Raw genomic sequence first — 17571 nt, 5'->3', positions numbered from 1 at the left:
GCGCCATGGCATTGCTCGAGGTCCGCAACGTCGGCAAATCCTTCGGCACGCTGCGTGCGCTGGACGGCATCGACATCGCCGTGCAGGCCGGGACGTTCCACGGGCTGATCGGGCCCAACGGCTCGGGCAAGAGCACCCTGCTCAAGGCCATCGCGGGCGCCCATTTCCCCAACAGCGGCAGCATCACCTTCGACGGCCGCGACATCACGACCGCGACCCCGTACGAGCGGGCGCGGGCCGGCCTGAGCCTCAAGTTCCAGATCACCGCCGTGCTGCCGGAGCTGTCCGCCTACGACAACGTGCTGCTGGCGCTGCAGTCCGATCAGAGCCTGTGGTCGCTGCTGTCCTCGCGCACGCGACGGCGCCTGAACGGCGAGGTGATGACGGCGCTGGAGCGCTTCCGGCTGGCCGACCGCGCCGACGACCTGGCCGGCGAGCTCAGCCATGGCCAGCAGCAATGGCTGGAGATCGCCATGGCCCTGGCGCCGCGGCCGAAGCTGCTGCTGCTCGACGAGCCGACCGGCGGCATGAGCCCGGAGGAGCGGCGTGTCACCGGCGAGCTGCTGCAGCCGATCCGCAGCCATTGCGCCCTGGTGATCGTCGAGCACGACCTGGATTTCATCAAGGACATCTGCGACCACCTCACCGTGCTCGACCAGGGCAAGGTGCTGGATGACGGCACCGTCGCCGAGATCGAGCGCTCCACACGCGTGCAGGAGGTCTACACCTCCCGTGTCTGACACCGCCCCCATCCTGCAGGTCGACAAGCTCAGCTCCGGCTATGGCCGCAGCCGCGTGCTCTTCGACCTGTCGCTGACGGTCGGCCGCCATGGCGCGGTCGCGATCCTGGGCCGCAACGGCGTCGGCAAGTCGACGCTGTTGAAGACCCTGGCCGGCGAGATCCGGCCGATGGGCGGCGTCATCCGCTTCGACGGGATCGAGGCGCAGGACGAGTCGACCGAGCGGCGCGCCCGCCGCGGCCTGGGCTATGTGCCGCAGGAGCAGGCCGTCTTCGGCAAGATGACGGTGCGCGAGAACCTGCTGCTGGGCGCCATCGGCCAGCGCGACAAGTCGGGCATCGACTACGTGCTCGACTTCTTCCCCAAGCTGGCGCAGCGGCTGGGCCAGGCCGCGGGCACGCTCTCGGGTGGCGAGCGCAAGATGCTGGCCATCGGCCGCGCGCTGCTGGGACGCCCGAAGCTGCTGATGCTGGACGAGCCCACCGAAGGCGTGTGGATCGGCGTCATCGGCGAGATCGCCGACCGGCTGCGCCAGCTCAGCACGGAAATGTCGGTGATCCTGGTCGAGCAGCATATCGAGCTGGCGCTGGACGTGGCGCGCTACGCCTACGTCATGGACCGCGGCCAGATCGGACTGGAAGGTGCCGCCGCCGACGTCAGGAACGATCCGCGCCTGCTGAAATACCTGTCGCCCTGAGCCGGCGCTGCCGGCCTTCTTTCACGAACAGCAAAAGCTGAAGGAGGAAACCATGGCCGTCCAAGTCCCTACGCCCGCCCAGGTCAAGGAAGTCGCTGCCGAGATGGGCCTGTCGCTCACAGACGCCGACGTCGAATCCTACATCGGGCTGCTGCGCCCCAACGTCGCCGCCTACAACGTCGTCGACGCGATGCCCGACAATTTGCCGCCCGTGAAATATCCGCGCACGCCGGGCTACCGGCCGGGGCCTGAGGAGAACAAGCACAACGCGTGGTACGTGAAGACCACCGTCAACGGCGCCGCGCGCGGCAGGCTCAAGGGCAAGACGGTGGTGCTCAAGGACAACATCATGCTGGCCGGCGTGCCGATGATGAACGGTGCCGCGACGCTCGAGGGCTACGTGCCCGATATCGACGCCACTGTCGTGCAGCGCATCCTCGATGCCGGCGGCACCATCCTCGGCAAGGCGCATTGCGAATTCTACTGCCTCTCCGGCGGCAGCCACACCAACGCAACCGGGCCGGTGCACAACCCGCACAAGATGGGCTACTCGGCCGGCGGCTCCTCCTCCGGCAGCGCCGTGCTGGTGGCGCTGGGCGAGGCTGACATGGCGCTGGGCGGCGACCAGGGCGGCTCGATCCGCATGCCGTCCTCGTTCTGCGGCACCTACGGGATGAAGCCGACGCATGGCCTGGTGCCCTATACCGGCATCATGCCGATCGAGATCTATGTCGACCACACCGGGCCGATGACGGCCAACGTCGCCGACAACGCCTTGCTGCTCGAGGTGATCGCCGGCACCGACGGCTACGATCCGCGCCAGTACAACGTCAAGACCCATCCCTACACCAAGATGCTGGAGGGCGGCGTCAAGGGCATGAAGATCGGCGTGGTCAAGGAAGGCTTCGAGCAGGCCAACGCCGAGGCCGACGTCAACGACAAGGTCAAGGCGGCAGCCAAGAAGCTGGAGGCGCTGGGCGCCACGGTCAGCGAGGTGTCGATTCCCTGGCACCTGCTGGCGCCGGCGATCTGGATGCCCATCGGCATCGAGGGCCTGACCCAGACCATGATGTATGGCGACGGCTATGGCGTCAGCCGCCCCGATCTCTATGTCACCAGCCTGATGGATTTCCAGCGCAACTGGCGCAACCGGGCCAATGAGCTGTCCGAGACGACCAAGCTCTTCACCCTGTTCGGCACCTATGTCCGCAAGTATTACGGCAGCCGCTACTACGGCAAGGCGATGAACATCTGCCGCCGCCTGACCGCGGCCTACGATGCGGCACTGTCCGAGCACGACCTGCTGCTGATGCCGACCACGCCGATCAAGGCGACGCCGCTGCCGCCAGCGGATGCCCCGCGCGAGCTCTATGTCGAGCGGGCGCTGAACATGATCTCCAACACCGCGCCGTTCGACATCACGCACCACCCGGCGATGGCCGTCCCCTGCGGCATGTCGGACGGGCTGCCGGTGTCCGTGATGCTGGTCGGCAAGCATTTCGACGAGCCGACCATCTACAAGGCCGCCTTCGCCTTCGAGCAGGCCGGCGACTGGAAGAAGATGTAGCGGCGTCGGAGCAAGAGTTCCCGGGAGCAACGGGAATAGCCGCCCTCCTCACACCAGGAGGGCGTAGTCGATGTCGCCAGCAACGGTCAGGCCGTGTGCGATGCGCGGCAGCTCGCGCATCCGTCGCTCGGAGTCGAGCATAAGCCGGCTCTTCGCGCCGCGGTGCCACTGGCGTGGCGCTGCCGCACCGGCCGGACTTCGCTCACGCAGCCCGCCGTTCCCCTGGCAGATTGAGCACGGCTTCCATCCGTGCGCGTGGCAGCGCCTGCGGATGGTGCTCACGGATCCAGGTGACGAGTTCTTCGCGTACCAGGCACCGCAGGTCCCATGCCTTGCCGGAATCGGCGGCGCTGACCAAGGCCCGCAGCTGCATGGCGTGCTCCCCCAGGTCCGTCACCTGCAGGTTGGCGACCCGTTGATCCCACAACGGCGTGCGCTCCAGGACACGATTGAGCTGCTCGCGCAAGGCGCTTACCGGCAGCGAATAGTCGACATGGAGAAACACCGGCTGGAGGATCTGGGTCGATTGACGGGTCCAGTTCTGGAACGGCTTCTGCAGGAAGTACGAGAGCGGCAGGATCAGCCGCCGCTGGTCCCAGATCGCCACCACGACATAGGTCGAAGAGATTTCCTCGATGCGCCCCCACTCTCCCTCCACGACGACCACGTCACCAATGCGGATCGGTTGCGTCATCGCGATCTGGATGCCGGCGATGAGGTTGGAGATCGTTGGCTGGGCTGCGAGACCGATGACGATGCCGGCGACACCGGCCGACGCGAACAGACTGATGCCCATGGCGCGCACCGCTGGCATCGTCGTCAGGCAGAAGGCAATGGTCAAGCCGGCAACACCCGTCAGGCTCGCGCGCCGGAAGAAATCCAGCTGGGTGCGCCGCGCACGGGAGGCCGCATCGTCGCGCGCGGCATATGGCATGATGGCCCGGTCGAACGCCAAACCCACGATCCGCGCCACCGCGAATCCGGCCACGCCGATGATGCCGATCGTCAACCCGAACCGCAGGACGTCTCCGACTGCCGGCGGCAATTCCATCGACACAAGGCTTGCCTGCAGTCCAATCCCCGCGACAATGATCCGGCCCGGACGGCGGATTTCGTCAATGACGGGCCGCAGGTGCAAGCTGCGGCGACACAGCACCATCGCCGCGTCGTAGACGAATACCGCGATGGCCAAGGCTACGGCGATGAGCGCCATCCGCACGGGCCAGGGATTGCCGGACAGGTTCTCAAAGTAATCCATTGTTGAGACTCGCAACTGGAGCGTGTTTGGAGGCTGGCATCATGCTCCTTGGAACAAGATACCGACCGAATGAACCCGCTCTAGCAACGGAATGCAACGCTGATCGATCCAAGCTGCTGCCATCAGCTGGAGACGTTACATGCCGTGTGCGCGATGGTTCCGTGCCTACCGCATGCGCGTCGCTTCGTAGCCCACGGCGTCGCAGTCGGGGTAGACGTCCGGCTTCTCGCTGGAGACGCGCGCCAGCACCACCGCGTCGCGTGACAAGCACAGCTCAAGGATGGCGTGCACCAGCGTTTCCTGTAGATTGAAGTGGCGCGACGCCACGAGGCTTGCGATGCCCTGCCGCAGGAAGTCGTAGTCGAGCGTGTTGGCGATGTCGTCGTTCAGCGCCGCCTGTGGCGGCTGCAGGTAGAGCTCGACATTGATCAGCAGCGCCTGCGGGCCCTGCCTCTCGAAATCGTGGATGCCGATATTCGCCATCACGCGATAATTGCGCAGGAAGACGCGCCGAGTCTCGCCGTGCCGCGCCAGCAGGTCAGCCACGCTTGGCCGTTCTCCCGTCATCGGCGTCCTGCCTTTCTTGCAGCCCGGTCGAAGGCGATGTCGCGCGGCCGGCCGGTCAGATGCTCGCCGCTGTCGATCACGAGCGTGTCGCCGGTGTAGCTCGGGGTCGCCAGGATGAACCGCAAAGCCGCCACGAGATGGCCCGGCGTGACACCGACCTGCAGCGGGTTGGCGGTATGCTGGGCCCGGAAGCGTTCGTCGGTCTGGCTGCCGCTGCGCAGGGTGAGGCCCGGCGCGATGCCGGCGACGCGGATGCGCGGCGCCAGCGCCTGCGCCAGCAGCGTCGTCAACCCCTCGAGCCCTATCTTGCTCAGCGTATACGTCAGGAAGTCGGGATTGAGATTCCACAGCTTCTGATCCAGCAGGTTCACCACCACGCCTTCCTGGCCCTCGGGCAGCTGGCGCGCGAAGGCCTGGGCGATCAGCATCGGCGCCCGCAGGTTGACGGCCATGTGGCGGTCGAACAATGCAGCCGTGGCTGTCGGCGCGCGGTCGAGCTCGAAGAGCGAGGCGCTGTTGACGACGCAGGCCAGGACCCGCCCGGGCGCGACACATCTGCCGACCAGCGCCTCCGCCGCCCGGGCGGAAGATAGATCGGCACGCACGGCCGTCGCGGCCCCGCCGGCGGCCCTGATACGCCGCACCGTCTCGCGCGCCTCGGCGGCCGAGTGGTTGTGATGGACGAAGACGAACCAGCCATCGGCCGCCAGCGCCTCGGCGAACGCCTGTCCGATGCGCTTTCCGGCGCCGGTGACCAGAGCGGCCCTGTGTGAGGAAGCATCCTTTTTCATCGCCTCGGATCATAGGCGTAGTCGGCGTGCGCGCGCCACCACGGTGGCATGCGACGGGCATCCCCACTAGAGTGCGGGGCCATGAGCGTGGAAAACGTTGATTGTGTGGTCGTGGGCGCCGGCGTGGTCGGCATCGCCGTGGCCCGCGCCCTGGCGCTGGCCGGGCGCGAGGTCATCGTCGTCGAGGCGCTGGAGGCAATCGGCACGGAGACCTCCTCGCGCAACAGCGAGGTGATCCATGCCGGGATCTACTATCCCAAGGACAGCAACATGGCGCGCCTGTGCGTCGCGGGGCGGCGGGCGCTCTACCGCTACTGCGACGAGCACGGGGTGCCCTACAACAATTGCGGCAAGCTGATCGTCGCCACCACCGAGTCCGAGCGCGAGACGCTGGCCAGCATCAAGGGCCGCGCCGAGGCCAACGGCGTGGAGGGCATGCGCTTCCTGACCGCCGCCGAGGCGATGGCGATGGAGCCCAACCTGCAATGCACCGGCGCCCTGCTGTCACCGACCACCGGCATCCTCGACAGCCACGCCTTCATGCTGGCCCTCCAGGGCGATGCCGAGACAGCCGGCGCCGTGCTCGCCTTCCACAGCCCGGTGGAACGCGGCCGGGTGCGCGAGGACGGCATCGAGCTCGATATCGGCGGCGCCGACCCCATGACCTTGCGCGCCCGCCTGGTCGTGACCAGCGCCGGCCTGCACGCGCCGGACCTGGCGCGCCGCTTCGAAGGCGCCCTCTACAACACCATCCCGCAGGCCTACTACGCCAAGGGCAACTATTTCCGCTTGATGGGCAGAGCGCCGTTCTCGCGGCTGATCTATCCCGTGCCGGTGCCGGGCGGCCTGGGCGTGCATATCACGCTGGACCTGGGCAACCAGGCGCGGTTCGGTCCGGATGTCGAGTGGATCGACAGGATCGACTACACCATCGACCACAGCCGCGGCGACAAGTTCTACGCCGCCGTGCGCCGCTACTGGCCCGGCCTCAAGGACGGCGCGCTGCAGCCCGACTATGCCGGCCTGCGCCCCAAGATCGTGCCGCCCGGCGCGCCGGCGCAGGACTTCACCTTCCACGGCCGCGAGACCCACGGCATCGACAGTCTCATCCACCTGTTCGGCATCGAATCGCCCGGACTGACCGCGGCGCTGGCCATCGCCGATCATGTCGCGGCGATGGCGCGGGCATAGATACGTTCCGGTCACCGGAATGCAACGCGGATCTTTCGGTGCGGCACGCACCGAGCAGGTGCGCGTCGCCCGCATGGTCGGCTCGGCCAACAACACCCTGTTCAGCGGCAAGATCCTGAAGGAGCGCAACGGCTGCGTGCACGTTGAGATCAGGTAGAGGCCGCGCTAGTTTCGACCCGCCGGGCAAGCAGAGGCCCGGCGGGAAGGGTCCCATCGATCTCGATCTTCACGGCAAGACGGCGCTGGTCACCGGCGCCCATCGCGGCACCGGCGCCGGCATCGCCTGGGCGCTGGCGCGCGAAGGCGCGCATGTGGTGGTGAACGGCCCCAGCGAGGAAGCCGCCGCCCGGACCACGCGCATTCTTGTGGCTGCCGGTCACGCAGCCAGCATCGCGCCAGGCGATGTCGCCACGCAAGACGGCGCCAACGCCGTGGTGGCGCGGCTGGTCGAGGCCAAGCGCGACATCGACATCCTCGTCGCCAATTACGGCACGGCGGAGCGCCGCCATTGGGTCGACGCCGACGATGCGGCCTGGCTTGCCATGTACGAGAAGAACGTTCTCTCCGCCGTGCGCATGATCCGGGCGCTGACGCCGGGCATGAAGGCGCGCGGCTTCGGCCGCGTGATCCTGGTCGGCACGATCGGCACCACCCGGCCGGCGGCGCGCATGCCGCACTACTATGCCGCCAAATCGGCGCTGCCTGCCATCACGGTGAGCCTCGCCAAGGAGCTGGGCGGCAGCGGCGTGACGGTGAACCTGGTGAGCCCGGGCCTGATCGCCACGGCCGAGGTGATCGAGATGGCGCGCAAGCGCGGCGCCCGCGACAGCTGGCCCGAGGTGGCCGACCCGAACCCCACCGCCCTGATGCGCCGCCTGGCCGCGAACGACATGCCCAACCCGGTCGGCCGCGTCGCCACGGTCGACGAGGTCGGCGACCTGGTCGCCTTCCTGGCCGGCAGCCGCGCCGGCTTCATCAACGGCCAGAACATCCGCATCGACGGCGGCGCCGTCGACGTGACGGTGTGATCAGAGCCCTCTCCCGCGAGCGGGAGAGGGAGGGGCCCATGGCGCGCAGCGCCATGGGAGGGTGAGGGACCGCAGACGAGGTGCCGTGCGTGAGGCCCTCACCCGCCGCGCGCGGTGCGCGCGTCGACCTCTCCCGCTTGCGGGAGAGGTAGGCCAGTGCCACCATGGCGGCCACCGTTTCACCGGGAGGTCCCTCATGGACACCACCATGACGACGCTGGGCGGCGCCGGCCGCGAGACCGGCCATGCGGCACGGCTGAAGATCCGCGGCGGCGCGCACCGGCTGCCGACCGCCGGCCTGGCGCCGGGCTATGTGCAGGGCAATCTTGCCGTGCTGCCGGCGAGCCTGGCGGCCGACTTCCACCGCTTCTGCCACCAGAATCCCAAGCCGTGCCCGCTGCTGGCCGCCTCCGAGCCGGGCGATCCGCGCCTGCCGACGCTCGGGGCCGACCTCGATATCCGCACCGACGTCCCGCGCTACCGGGTGTGGCGCCACGGCGAGCTGGTCGAGGAGGTCGATGACCTCAAGAAGGTCTGGCGCGACGATCTCGTGGCATTCGTGCTGGGCTGCTCGTTCTCGTTCGAGGAGGCGCTGATCGAGAACGGGCTGGAGCTGCGCCACATCAGCTGCGGCAGCAACGTGCCGATGTATCGCACCTCGATCCAGACGGCGCCGGCGGGTCCCTTCCACGGTCCGATGGTGGTGTCGATGCGGCCGTTCAAGCCGGCGGACGCGATCCGGGCCGTGCAGGTCACGTCGCGCTTCCCCTCGGTGCACGGCGCGCCGGTGCATCTGGGCAAGCCCGAGATGATCGGCATCGAGGACATCGCCAAGCCCGACTATGGCGATGCCGTGCCGGTGCGCGACGACGAGCTGCCGGTGTTCTGGGCGTGCGGCGTGACGCCGCAATCCGTGATCGCCACCGTCAAGCCGGAGTTCAGCATCACGCACGCGCCCGGCTACATGCTGGTGACTGACCTGCTGAACGCGCGGCTGGCGGTGCTGTAGGCTGCCCCTGACCTATCCCGAGCAAGGCAGCTCCCACGACCGGCTCTCGTAGCCGGCCGCGAAGGCGTTGTTGGTCTGGTACGGGTTGCGGTTGACCAGCGGCCGCGCATAGAGCGGGTGCGTCATGCTGCGCACCTCATGCTCTATCGTGAACAGCACCTTGCCCGTGTCCAGGTCGGTGATGTCGAGGAAGCGGTACTGCCACTGGCTGCTTTCCTGCGACACCAGCCCGCGCTCGCGCAGCCGGCGATACGGCCCGGAGAAATCGGCCAGGTAGACCTGGATATGATGGCCGTCATAAGCCGGCAGCGGCCCATCGGCCTCGACGAAAAGCAGCCGCTGGTCGCGGCCGACAACCACTTCCGCGCATGGCCGGCCGCCCTCCGCCGTCGCCTGCGCCGGCGCCGCGAAGATGTCGCGGTAGAAGCGGCTGATGGCGGCGGCCGTCCCGGCCGGCACGTCGAAGGCGAGATAGGCCATCCCCAGCGCGACGCGGCCGAAGCGCGGATCCGGCTCATGGATGCGCAGCCGGTTGCCCCACGGGCAGACGGCCTCGATGCAGCCCGCCTGCTCGATGACCTCGAAGCGGCTCTCCTTCAGGTCGTCGCGCACCAGGTCGAGACGCTTGAGCAGCCACATCCGGTCGGGGATGACCAGGCCGGTGTGGCCGCGCAGAACCTGGGGCCGGCCGGTCGGCAGGTGGAACTGGCTGCGCCCGACATTCACCCACATGTTGTCGACGCTGGCCATGAGGTAGGGGTCGCGCGTCAGGCCCAGGCCGCTGACGTAGAACAGCGTCGCCAGGCGCTGGTCCGGCACCGTGACGTTCACGTGCTCCAGGTGGACGATGTTGCTCGTATCCTCGCGGCTGCGGTCGAACTGCTGCGCGGTCATGGCTATCGCCTCGCGGGTTGGCTCCGGCCTCAGCCTTTGACGGCACCGGCCGACAGGCCCTCCACGATATACTTCTGCAGCAGCGCGACAAGGATCACCGTGGGCGCCAGCGCCAGCAGGCAGATCGCCATCATCAGGTTGAAGAAGACGTGCACGTCCCCCACCAGGCTCGCGATCACGACCGGCAGGGTCATCACGTCGGGCCGCGCATTCAGGATCAGCGGGATCAGAAGCTCGTGCCAGGAGATGATGAACATGATGACGCCGCAGGCCGCCAGCGCCGGCGTCGACAGCGGCAGGATCACGAACACGAAAGCCCGCAGGCGGGTGCAGCCGTCGATGCGCGCCGCCTCCTCCAGCTCGCGCGGGATCGAGTCGAAATACGGCGCCAGGATCAGGATCGCATATGGCAGCAGGAAGCCGGTCTCGGCGATGATGACGCCCGAGAGCGTGTTGAGCTGGCCGAGCGAGCGCATCACGATGTAGAGCGGGATCATCAGCACGATCACCGGCACGAAGCGCGCCACGACATTGGCCTGCATCAGGAACAGGGTCCAGCGGAAGCGCAGGTGCGCGATGGTGTAGGCCGAGAGCGAGCCGAACAGCAGGGTCAGGAACGTCACCGACACCGCCACGATCGCCGAGTTCAGGAACGCAGTGTAGAAGTGCTTGATGTTGTCCGGCAGGTAGGTGACCTGCTCGAAGATGCGGCCCTTCTGCTCACCTTTGCTGAGGATGACGGTGAAGTTGTCGAGGGTGAATTCCAGCGGCAGCAGGCGCCTTGTGTCGGCCTGCAGCGCCTTCTCCGACTGGATGCTGCCGACGAACACCGCCACCAGCGGCAGCAGGATGAAGAGGATCACCGTCGCGTTGGCGACGTGCAGCAGCAGGCGGGCGGTGCGCGACGTGGCGAACATCACAGCGTCACCCGGCGATAGACGGCGCGCAGATAGACCAGCGCCATCACGCCGATCATGAGCGCCAGGATGAAGGCCGACGCCGAGCCCATGCCGAAATTGTTGGGCGGCGAGAAGGTGATCTTGTAGCTGTACCAGGCGGCCACCCAGGTCGCGTCGCCGGGCCCGCCCTGCGTGATCGCCAGGATCTCCTCGAAGACGGCGAAGGCGAAGGCGGTGCGCAGGATCAGGATCACCGCGATCACCGGCCGCAGCAGCGGCAGCGTGACATGCCAGAAGCGGCGCCACGCCCGGGCGCCGTCGACGGCGGCCTGCTCGTAGAGCTCGCGCGGGATGCCCTGCAGGGCCGCGTGCACCAGGATGATGGCGAACGGCAGCGTGCGCCAGATATAGGGCACCGTGACGGCGAAGAGCGCCGTCTCGGGATTGCCGGCCCAGTTGACGGGATCCTGGGTCAGCCCGAGCGTGAACAGGATCCGGTTCAGGAAGCCGAACTGGAAGCTGTACATGAACGCCCAGATCAGGCCGTTGGCGATCGGCGGGATGGCATAGGGCAGCAGGATCAGCAGGCGCGTCAGCCGCGACGTCCAGACGCCGGTCTGATTGATCAGCAGCGCGATCATCACCGCCAGCACGACCTCGGTGCTGACGGTGACGGCGGTGAAGATCACGGTGTTCTGCAGCGCCGTCCAGAACAGCGGATCCTCGAGCACGCGGCCGTAGTTCTCCCAGCCGGTGAAGGGAAACTCGCCGCGCCGCAGCTGCGCCAGGCCGACCCGGTGCACCGACAGGTAGCCGGCATAGATGACCGGCCAGGCCAGCACCAGGACGAGGAACAGCAGGGTCGGCACGTTCATGAAGAACGCGAACCAGCCCGCCGACATCTCCCGACCGAACCCGCGGCGGCGCTTGTGGCGCGCGACAGCCATCTGCGGAGCGACGACGGTCATGCGGCTGTATCCGGCCGGACCGCGGCGCTGCAGCAGTCATCACCTCTCCCGCTGGCGGGAGAGGTCGGCGGGCGCAGCGCGCCGGGTGAGGGCCCAAGGACGTGGTGCCTCATCGACGGCCTCTCATGCTCAGCACCTCGTCCTTAGGCCCTCACCTTCCCATCGCTTCGCGATGGGCCCCTTCCTCTCCCGCAAGGCGGGAGAGGAAGCGATGACTCAAACCTTGCGCTTGGCGTCGGCGATGCCCTTGATCAGGTTGTCGCAGCACTGGTCGGCCGTGATCTGGCCGGTGAGGCATTTCTGGACCTCGATGTTGAGCTGATCGGTCCAGGGGAAATGCCAGGGCTGATAGACCGACGAGCACGCCTCGCCGATATAGGCCGCCTGGTCCCAGATCTTCAGGATGGCGGACACGTCGCCCCAGGGCGCCCAGCCCTGCTTGATCGCATCGCTGTTCATCACCGAGCTGTAGCCGGACCCCAGCATCGCATCCTTCGCGAGCCCGATGGCCTGGGTGTAGTTGCCGTCCTTGGTGCGGCCGCCGAGATACTGCAGCAGCTTCCAGGCCCACTCCTTGTCGCGGTTGGCCGACGACAGGAAGTAGACATGCGTGACGCCGATCGTCTTGCCGTCGCCCGGCGAGCCATGGACCTTCACCTTGCCCGCGATCGGCGACTGGGCCGGATCGTTGGCGACGTTCAGCCCATAGTGATGGTTGGGGCCGCGGTAGAGGTTCTTGCCGGCGCCGAACGCCTTGGCCGAGGTGGTGAACTGCACCTTCAGCGACTCGGGGTCGGAGATGTCCAGCCCCTTCTCGAAGGTGTTGGCCCACCATTTCAGGGTCTCGCGCGCGATCGAGCCGGCGCCCAGCATGTGGTTGCCCTGCTTGTCGAAGAACGTGCCGCCACGGTTCCAGGTCATCTGGTACCAGGTGCCCGGCAGCTGCTCGAGGCCGACACCCGCCACCCACAGCACGGGATAGCGCGATACGCCGTCCTTCTTGGCCTTCACGCAGTGCTCGATGAACTCGTCGTAGGTGGAGAACGGCTTGTCGATCTTCAGCTTCTCCATCATGTCGGCGTAGTAGTTCCACACCCACACGGCCGAGAAGTACGGCAGCCCCATGGTCTTGCCCTTCACCACCGCGACCTGCTTGGTGAAGGCGGTGAAATCCTTGGTGTACTCGGCCGCGCCCGGCAGGTCGTCGATCGGCTCGACGAGGCCCTGGCCGATGAAGTTCGGAAACGAGAACGGCGAGGACTGCGAGACGTCGATCTTCTCGCCGGCCGCGAACATCGTCGCCAGCTTCGTCGGATGATCGTTGAAGGACGATATGGTCGAGTCGACCTTGACGCCCCAATCGGCCTCGAACTGCTTGGCGATGCGGGTGTAGATGTCGCCATAGGTCCAGACGACGAAGTTGAGGCGGTCCACCTTGCTGCGCGGCGCCTGGCTCCACGGCCCGCCGGCCTGGCCGAAAGCGGCGCCCGGCCCGAGCACGCCCAATCCGGCGGCTGCACCCAGGACCCGGCGCCGGCTGAGCGCCCATTTGCGGATGACGTCGTCGCTCATGTCATGATCCCCCTCACCTTGGCCAGCTCTCGGGGCCGGTTTCGGACTTTGTCACAACGCATGGGACGTCAAACTCTACGCGACTGCTTCACCTCGATACCCATGTCCATGCACAGATCCTGCCATGGCCGGCGTCATTCCGCCGCCCGGGTCTGGCGCGCCTCGGCCAGCGACAGCGGCCGCTCGCCGGCATTGGTCGTGCGGTGCAGCTCGCGCCGGAAGCCGTCGTAGTCGTTGACCGCAAAATGCTGCACGGCGCGGTTGTCCCACATGGTGAGCGCGTGCGGCGCCCAGCGGATGCGGCAGGTGAACTCGGGCCGCACCGAGTGATCGTAGAGATAGTCGAGCAGCGGTGCGCTCTCGCGCTCGGTCATGTCCTCGAAGCGGATGGTGTAGACGCGGTTGACATAGAGCGCCGCGCGGCCGGTCTCGCCGTGCACGCGCGCCACGGGATGGACCATCTCGGCAAGCGCTGCCTCGCCCGCCTGGATCTTCATGCTGCGTGCCTTGCGGCGATCGGCGTAGGTGCCCTGCGGCCCGTAGGGACGCCGGGCGCTGTGCACCGCGCGCAGGGACTCGAGCGTGCGCCGCATGCCCGACGACAGCGCCTCCCAGGCGAGATACTGGTTGGCGAACATCGTGTCGCCGCCGACCGGCGGCAGGTCGCGCGCATGCAGCAGCGTGAAGCTGGGTGGCCGCTCCTGGAAGCTCCAGTCGGAATGCCAGTTGCCGCCGAAATTGGCCGTGCGCCGTTCGTCGGCCTCCTTGATCACCGAGATCACATGCGGATGCGTCTCCTCGCCTTCGACGAAGGGCTCGATGCCGAACGGGCCGAAATAGGCGGTGAAGCGCTCCAGGCCGGCATCGTCGATCGATTGGCCGGGAAAAGTAAGGACCTGGTGCTCGAGGATCGCAGCGCGGATCTGGGCCACGATCCCAGCATCGAGCGGCTGGGCCAGGTCGACTCCCGTGACCTGCGCGCCGCAGGCGCCCGCGATCCGCTCAACCTTGAGACGCTGGTCCACCATGCGCATCGTCCTCCACGATGACCCTGTTCAAGGGCCCATCATCCGTTAAGTTACCGCGCGATGGCGGAGGATGCACGCCTTTCGCCGAGCGGAAATAGACTTGAAGGATCTTCCATGCTCAAGACGCGCTTCACCGAGATGTTCGGCGTTCAGTACCCGATCGTACAAGGCGGCATGCAGTGGGTCGGCCGCGCCGAGCTGACCGCGGCGGTGGCCAATGCGGGCGCGCTGGGCTTCCTCACCGGCCTGACGCAGCCGACCCCCGAGGATCTCGTGAAGGAGGTCAAGCGCTGCCGCGACATGACCGACAAGCCCTTCGGCGTGAACCTCACGATCCTGCCGACCCTGGTGCCGCGGCCCTACGGCGAATACATCGACGCCATCATCCAGTCGGGCGTGAAGATCGTCGAGACCGCCGGCAACAACCCCAAGCCCTTCCTGCCCAAGTTCAAGGAAGCCGGCATCAAGGTGATCCACAAATGCACCTCGGTGCGCCACGGCGTGACCGCCGAGCGCATCGGCGTCGACGCTATCAGCATGGACGGCTTCGAGTGCGCCGGCCATCCGGGCGAGGATGACGTGCCGAACCTCGTGCTGCTGCCGGCGGCCGCCAACGTCATCAACATCCCGATGATCGCCTCGGGCGGCTTCGCCGACGCGCGCGGCCTGGTGGCGGCGCTGGCGCTGGGCTGCGACGGCGTGAACATGGGCACGCGCTTCATGGCGACCAAGGAAGCGCCGATCCACCAGAAGGTGAAGGAGGCCATCGTCGGCGCCGACGAGCGCAGCACGGCGCTGATCTTCCGCACCATGCGCAATACCTCGCGCGTGTTCAACAACTCGGTGGCCAAGAAGGCGATCGAGATGGAGCACGAGGGCAAGACCATCGCCGAGATCGGCCCGATCGTGTCGGGCCAGAAGGGCAAGGTGGTGTACGAGACCGGCGATCTCGAGCACGGCATCTGGTCGGCCGGCACCTGCATGGGCCTGATCCAGGACATCCCGACCTGCAAGGAGCTGGTCGACCGCATGGTGCGCGAGGCCAAGGACATCATCGCCAAGCGGCTGGCCGCGATGGCGGCGTGAAGCCAGGCGGGGCATCGGCTGGCCGATGCCCCGCTGGCCCGACCGCCGCGCCACGATGGCACACAACTTCCTCTTGCCTTCACCCATGCCGACACCGCAAATGTCGTTGACAGCGCGCGGACGCGCATTTCGGCGTCGCGGCTGATCGGAGTGCAAGACCCGGTGGCAGATCAAGGTCGTGACCTCGACTGGGATGCGGTGATGCCGCGGCCGCGGCGGCGGTATCCGCTGCGCCGCAGCAGCGAGGCACGGCGGGAGCAGATCCTCACTGCGGCGATCCTGCTGTTCGGCCGCGACGGCTTCCACCGCACCACCGTCCAGGACGTGGCCGATGAGGCCAAGATCAGCGCCGGTCTGATCTACCAGTATTTCCGCGACAAGGAAGACCTGCTGTTCGCCGCCATCGGCGAGATCTTCGACGTCTACAACCGCGAGATTCCGCTCGCCGTGCAGCAGCACACCGAGCCGTTCGCGCAGTTCAAGGCCGCAATCCAAACCTATTGCCGCGTGGTCGACGAGCATCGCGGCGCCGCCCTGCTCGGCTATCGCGAATCGCGGTCGCTGTCGCGCGCCAAGATCAAGGCGACGATGAAGAAGGAGCTGCAGTCGACATCGCTGCTCGCCGGCTGCGTCGAGCGCTGCGTGACGGCCAAGATCTTCCGCCCCATCAACGTCGACGTGCTGACCTATCATCTCGTCGTGCTGGCGCATTCCTGGGCGCTGAACGCCTGGCGCCTGCCGCGGCTGACGCGCGAGCAGTATGTCGAGGACTGCCTCGACATCATCCTGAAGCCCGTCCTCGCCGGCTGATCGCCGGCGCCTGCCCGTCCCTCCACCACAGCGACATCCCGCACGCCAACAAACTTCTTGACTGGCGATTGGAGGCAATGCCAAGTTTTGAATTGAATGAACATTCAGATACTCGAGTCTTTCGGTGGAAATCCGCCACTTCTCGAGACGGGGTGGATGTTCGGGGGCAGCGCGGCAGCGGCACAAGCCGCGCCATAGATGGACGGAGGGAACGTCGTGAAGGTGATACAGAAAGCCTATGGCCGGCGCGCCGTGACGCGCGCCATGCTGGGCGCGATGGCGCTTGGTCCCTCGATGGCCGGTGCCGCGCGGGCGCAGTCGGACATCAAGATCGGGCTCACGACCGACCTCACCGGCATCGCCGCCAGCTACACCCGATCGACGGTGAATGGCGTCGAGCTGGGCATCGACGAGGTCAACGCCGCTGGCGGGCTGCTCGGCCGCAAGGTGGCGCTGCTGGTCCGAGACTCGCAGCTCAAGCCGGATCTCGGCACCACGCACACGCGCGACCTGATCACGCGCGAGAAGGTCGACGTCCTGATCGGGCCGAACTCCAGCGCCGTCGGCCTCACCGTGTCGGCGGTGGCCAGGCAGTACCAGAAGCCCGTGATCATGACGACGCCGAACACGCCGCGTCTGCCCATGGAGCTCTTCCATCCGCACTTCTTCACGCTGGTCCCCAGCGGCCTGATGGAAGCACGCGCGATGGCCGAGGTGATGGGCCCCAAGGGCAAGAAGTTCGCCTTCATCGGCGGCGACTACGAGGCGTCGCACCAGGGGCTGAAATTCTTCAAGGAGCGGCTGGCCAAGGTCAATCCCGGCGCCGAGTTCATCACCGAGGCATGGCCCAAGCTGGGCGAGCCCGACTATACGAGCTACATCACCAAGCTCGCCTCGGCCAAGCCCGATGTCTTGTTCTCCTATCTCTGGGGCGCCGATCTGGTCGGCTTCATCAAGCAGGCCAAGCCCTACGGGCTGTTCAACCGCACGGCCGTCGGCACGCTGCTGTTCATGGACGACCTCAAGGCGCTGGGCCAGGAAATGCCCGACGGCATCTGGGGGCAGATGCGGGCACCCTTCTTCGCCATGCCGGGCGACACGGCGAGCCGCTTCGTCGAGCGCTACCGGGCGAAGTACAACGACTATCCCGCTGATTTCGCGATCATGGGCTACGAGGCGGTGATGGCCTATGCCGGCGCGATCAAGGACGCGCAGAGCGTCGAATCCGCCGCCCTGGTCAAGGCGCTGGAGGCCGGCACGTTCGACCTGCTGCGCGGCAGGACCAGGTTCCGGCAGCTCGACCACCAGGGCGACGTGCCCTCATTCATCGGCAAGACCGCGGCCGGCGACAAGGTGCCGTTCAAGGTGCTGGCCGAGGTCGAGCGCGTCCCGGCCGACAAGATCTGGCCGAGCGAGGCCGAAGTGCTGGAAGCCCGCAAGGCGAAGTGACGCCGAGCAGCGCCAGC

General features: G+C 67.2%; 18 protein-coding genes. 10 read left to right on the top strand and 8 right to left on the bottom strand.

Annotated features, from left to right (window positions below; translation table 11 throughout):
• Positions 1 to 5 precede the first annotated feature (5 nt).
• From FHP25_RS22450 to FHP25_RS22440, 3 genes are read left to right on the top strand one after another with little or no spacing between them, the layout of a single operon-like run.
• Positions 6 to 740 (top strand): ABC transporter ATP-binding protein, encoded by a 735-nt coding sequence (locus FHP25_RS22450; protein ID WP_147849197.1) that lies wholly within the window; start codon positions 6 to 8, stop codon positions 738 to 740.
• Entirely contained in the window at positions 733 to 1437 is a 705-nt protein-coding gene (locus FHP25_RS22445; protein WP_218578522.1) for an ABC transporter ATP-binding protein, read from the top strand. Before FHP25_RS22450 ends, FHP25_RS22445 begins: the two co-directional genes overlap by 8 nt.
• Positions 1438 to 1489: 52 nt before the next feature.
• Complete coding sequence (locus FHP25_RS22440) at positions 1490 to 3004, top strand: amidase (protein ID WP_147849195.1); 1515 nt, start codon at positions 1490 to 1492, stop codon at positions 3002 to 3004.
• 202 nt (positions 3005 to 3206) lie between these two features.
• On the opposite strand, the gene FHP25_RS22435 is transcribed toward FHP25_RS22440, so the two are convergent.
• The 3 genes from FHP25_RS22435 to FHP25_RS22425 form a co-directional block, all read right to left on the bottom strand.
• Entirely contained in the window at positions 3207 to 4262 is a 1056-nt protein-coding gene (locus tag FHP25_RS22435) for a mechanosensitive ion channel family protein (RefSeq protein WP_147849194.1), read from the bottom strand.
• A 165-nt stretch (positions 4263 to 4427) separates the two neighbouring features.
• The gene (locus FHP25_RS22430) at positions 4428 to 4808 is read right to left on the bottom strand and encodes a dihydroneopterin aldolase (RefSeq protein ID WP_218578521.1); all 381 of its coding nucleotides are present in this window, start codon (positions 4806 to 4808) and stop codon (positions 4428 to 4430) included.
• A gap of 17 nt (positions 4809 to 4825) precedes the next feature.
• The gene (locus FHP25_RS22425) at positions 4826 to 5620 is read right to left on the bottom strand and encodes an SDR family oxidoreductase (RefSeq protein ID WP_147849192.1); all 795 of its coding nucleotides are present in this window, start codon (positions 5618 to 5620) and stop codon (positions 4826 to 4828) included.
• A gap of 87 nt (positions 5621 to 5707) precedes the next feature.
• Between FHP25_RS22425 and FHP25_RS22420 the strand changes: the two genes are divergently transcribed.
• From FHP25_RS22420 to FHP25_RS22410, 4 genes are all read left to right on the top strand, one after another.
• Entirely contained in the window at positions 5708 to 6811 is a 1104-nt protein-coding gene (locus FHP25_RS22420; RefSeq protein WP_147849242.1) for an NAD(P)/FAD-dependent oxidoreductase, read from the top strand.
• A gap of 19 nt (positions 6812 to 6830) precedes the next feature.
• Entirely contained in the window at positions 6831 to 6968 is a 138-nt protein-coding gene (locus FHP25_RS40900) for a hypothetical protein (protein WP_178133701.1), read from the top strand.
• Positions 6955 to 7839, top strand: coding sequence for an SDR family NAD(P)-dependent oxidoreductase (locus tag FHP25_RS22415; RefSeq protein ID WP_218578520.1), 885 nt, complete (start codon positions 6955 to 6957; stop codon positions 7837 to 7839). Before FHP25_RS40900 ends, FHP25_RS22415 begins: the two co-directional genes overlap by 14 nt.
• Positions 7840 to 8035: 196 nt before the next feature.
• Complete coding sequence (locus FHP25_RS22410) at positions 8036 to 8848, top strand: putative hydro-lyase (RefSeq protein WP_218578519.1); 813 nt, start codon at positions 8036 to 8038, stop codon at positions 8846 to 8848.
• Positions 8849 to 8860: 12 nt separating this feature from the next.
• On the opposite strand, the gene FHP25_RS22405 is transcribed toward FHP25_RS22410, so the two are convergent.
• From FHP25_RS22405 to FHP25_RS22385, 5 genes are all read right to left on the bottom strand, one after another.
• The gene (locus tag FHP25_RS22405) at positions 8861 to 9742 is read right to left on the bottom strand and encodes a VOC family protein (protein WP_147849191.1); all 882 of its coding nucleotides are present in this window, start codon (positions 9740 to 9742) and stop codon (positions 8861 to 8863) included.
• A 29-nt stretch (positions 9743 to 9771) separates the two neighbouring features.
• Complete coding sequence (locus FHP25_RS22400) at positions 9772 to 10659, bottom strand: carbohydrate ABC transporter permease (RefSeq protein ID WP_147849190.1); 888 nt, start codon at positions 10657 to 10659, stop codon at positions 9772 to 9774.
• Complete coding sequence (locus tag FHP25_RS22395; RefSeq protein ID WP_147849189.1) at positions 10659 to 11609, bottom strand: carbohydrate ABC transporter permease; 951 nt, start codon at positions 11607 to 11609, stop codon at positions 10659 to 10661. Before FHP25_RS22395 ends, FHP25_RS22400 begins: the two co-directional genes overlap by 1 nt.
• Positions 11610 to 11825: 216 nt before the next feature.
• Positions 11826 to 13181: an extracellular solute-binding protein gene (locus tag FHP25_RS22390; protein ID WP_147849188.1), complete on the bottom strand. Its 1356-nt coding sequence runs from the start codon at positions 13179 to 13181 to the stop codon at positions 11826 to 11828.
• 134 nt (positions 13182 to 13315) lie between these two features.
• The gene (locus FHP25_RS22385) at positions 13316 to 14209 is read right to left on the bottom strand and encodes a TauD/TfdA dioxygenase family protein (protein WP_147849187.1); all 894 of its coding nucleotides are present in this window, start codon (positions 14207 to 14209) and stop codon (positions 13316 to 13318) included.
• Positions 14210 to 14323: 114 nt separating this feature from the next.
• On the opposite strand from FHP25_RS22385, the gene FHP25_RS22380 reads away from it, so the two are divergent.
• The 3 genes from FHP25_RS22380 (at position 14324) to FHP25_RS22370 (ending at position 17554) form a co-directional block, all read left to right on the top strand.
• Positions 14324 to 15295 carry an NAD(P)H-dependent flavin oxidoreductase gene (locus tag FHP25_RS22380; protein ID WP_147849186.1) on the top strand — a complete coding sequence of 324 codons (972 nt, stop codon included), beginning with the start codon at positions 14324 to 14326 and terminating at the stop codon, positions 15293 to 15295.
• A gap of 162 nt (positions 15296 to 15457) precedes the next feature.
• Positions 15458 to 16105 carry a TetR/AcrR family transcriptional regulator gene (locus FHP25_RS22375; protein ID WP_218578518.1) on the top strand — a complete coding sequence of 216 codons (648 nt, stop codon included), beginning with the start codon at positions 15458 to 15460 and terminating at the stop codon, positions 16103 to 16105.
• A gap of 216 nt (positions 16106 to 16321) precedes the next feature.
• Positions 16322 to 17554 (top strand): ABC transporter substrate-binding protein, encoded by a 1233-nt coding sequence (locus tag FHP25_RS22370; protein WP_218578517.1) that lies wholly within the window; start codon positions 16322 to 16324, stop codon positions 17552 to 17554.
• Positions 17555 to 17571 lie beyond the last annotated feature (17 nt).

It is taken from the genome of Vineibacter terrae, assembly GCF_008039615.1.
GTDB classification, from domain to species: domain Bacteria; phylum Pseudomonadota; class Alphaproteobacteria; order Reyranellales; family Reyranellaceae; genus Vineibacter; species Vineibacter terrae.
This window is presented reverse-complemented; position numbering and strand designations above follow the sequence as displayed.

What these genes read in the sequence shown, in the direction of transcription:
- FHP25_RS22450 (WP_147849197.1), top strand. Translation starts at nt 6, where the DNA reads ATGGCATTGCTCGAGGTCCGCAACGTCGGCAAATCCTTCGGCACGCTG.
- FHP25_RS22440 (WP_147849195.1), top strand. Translation starts at nt 1,490, where the DNA reads ATGGCCGTCCAAGTCCCTACGCCCGCCCAGGTCAAGGAAGTCGCTGCC.
- FHP25_RS22435 (WP_147849194.1), bottom strand. Translation starts at nt 4,262, where the DNA reads ATGGATTACTTTGAGAACCTGTCCGGCAATCCCTGGCCCGTGCGGATG.
- FHP25_RS22425 (WP_147849192.1), bottom strand. Translation starts at nt 5,620, where the DNA reads ATGAAAAAGGATGCTTCCTCACACAGGGCCGCTCTGGTCACCGGCGCC.
- FHP25_RS40900 (WP_178133701.1), top strand. Translation starts at nt 6,831, where the DNA reads ATGCAACGCGGATCTTTCGGTGCGGCACGCACCGAGCAGGTGCGCGTC.
- FHP25_RS22410 (WP_218578519.1), top strand. Translation starts at nt 8,036, where the DNA reads ATGGACACCACCATGACGACGCTGGGCGGCGCCGGCCGCGAGACCGGC.
- FHP25_RS22405 (WP_147849191.1), bottom strand. Translation starts at nt 9,742, where the DNA reads ATGACCGCGCAGCAGTTCGACCGCAGCCGCGAGGATACGAGCAACATC.
- FHP25_RS22400 (WP_147849190.1), bottom strand. Translation starts at nt 10,659, where the DNA reads ATGTTCGCCACGTCGCGCACCGCCCGCCTGCTGCTGCACGTCGCCAAC.
- FHP25_RS22395 (WP_147849189.1), bottom strand. Translation starts at nt 11,609, where the DNA reads ATGACCGTCGTCGCTCCGCAGATGGCTGTCGCGCGCCACAAGCGCCGC.
- FHP25_RS22390 (WP_147849188.1), bottom strand. Translation starts at nt 13,181, where the DNA reads ATGAGCGACGACGTCATCCGCAAATGGGCGCTCAGCCGGCGCCGGGTC.
- FHP25_RS22385 (WP_147849187.1), bottom strand. Translation starts at nt 14,209, where the DNA reads ATGGTGGACCAGCGTCTCAAGGTTGAGCGGATCGCGGGCGCCTGCGGC.
- FHP25_RS22380 (WP_147849186.1), top strand. Translation starts at nt 14,324, where the DNA reads ATGCTCAAGACGCGCTTCACCGAGATGTTCGGCGTTCAGTACCCGATC.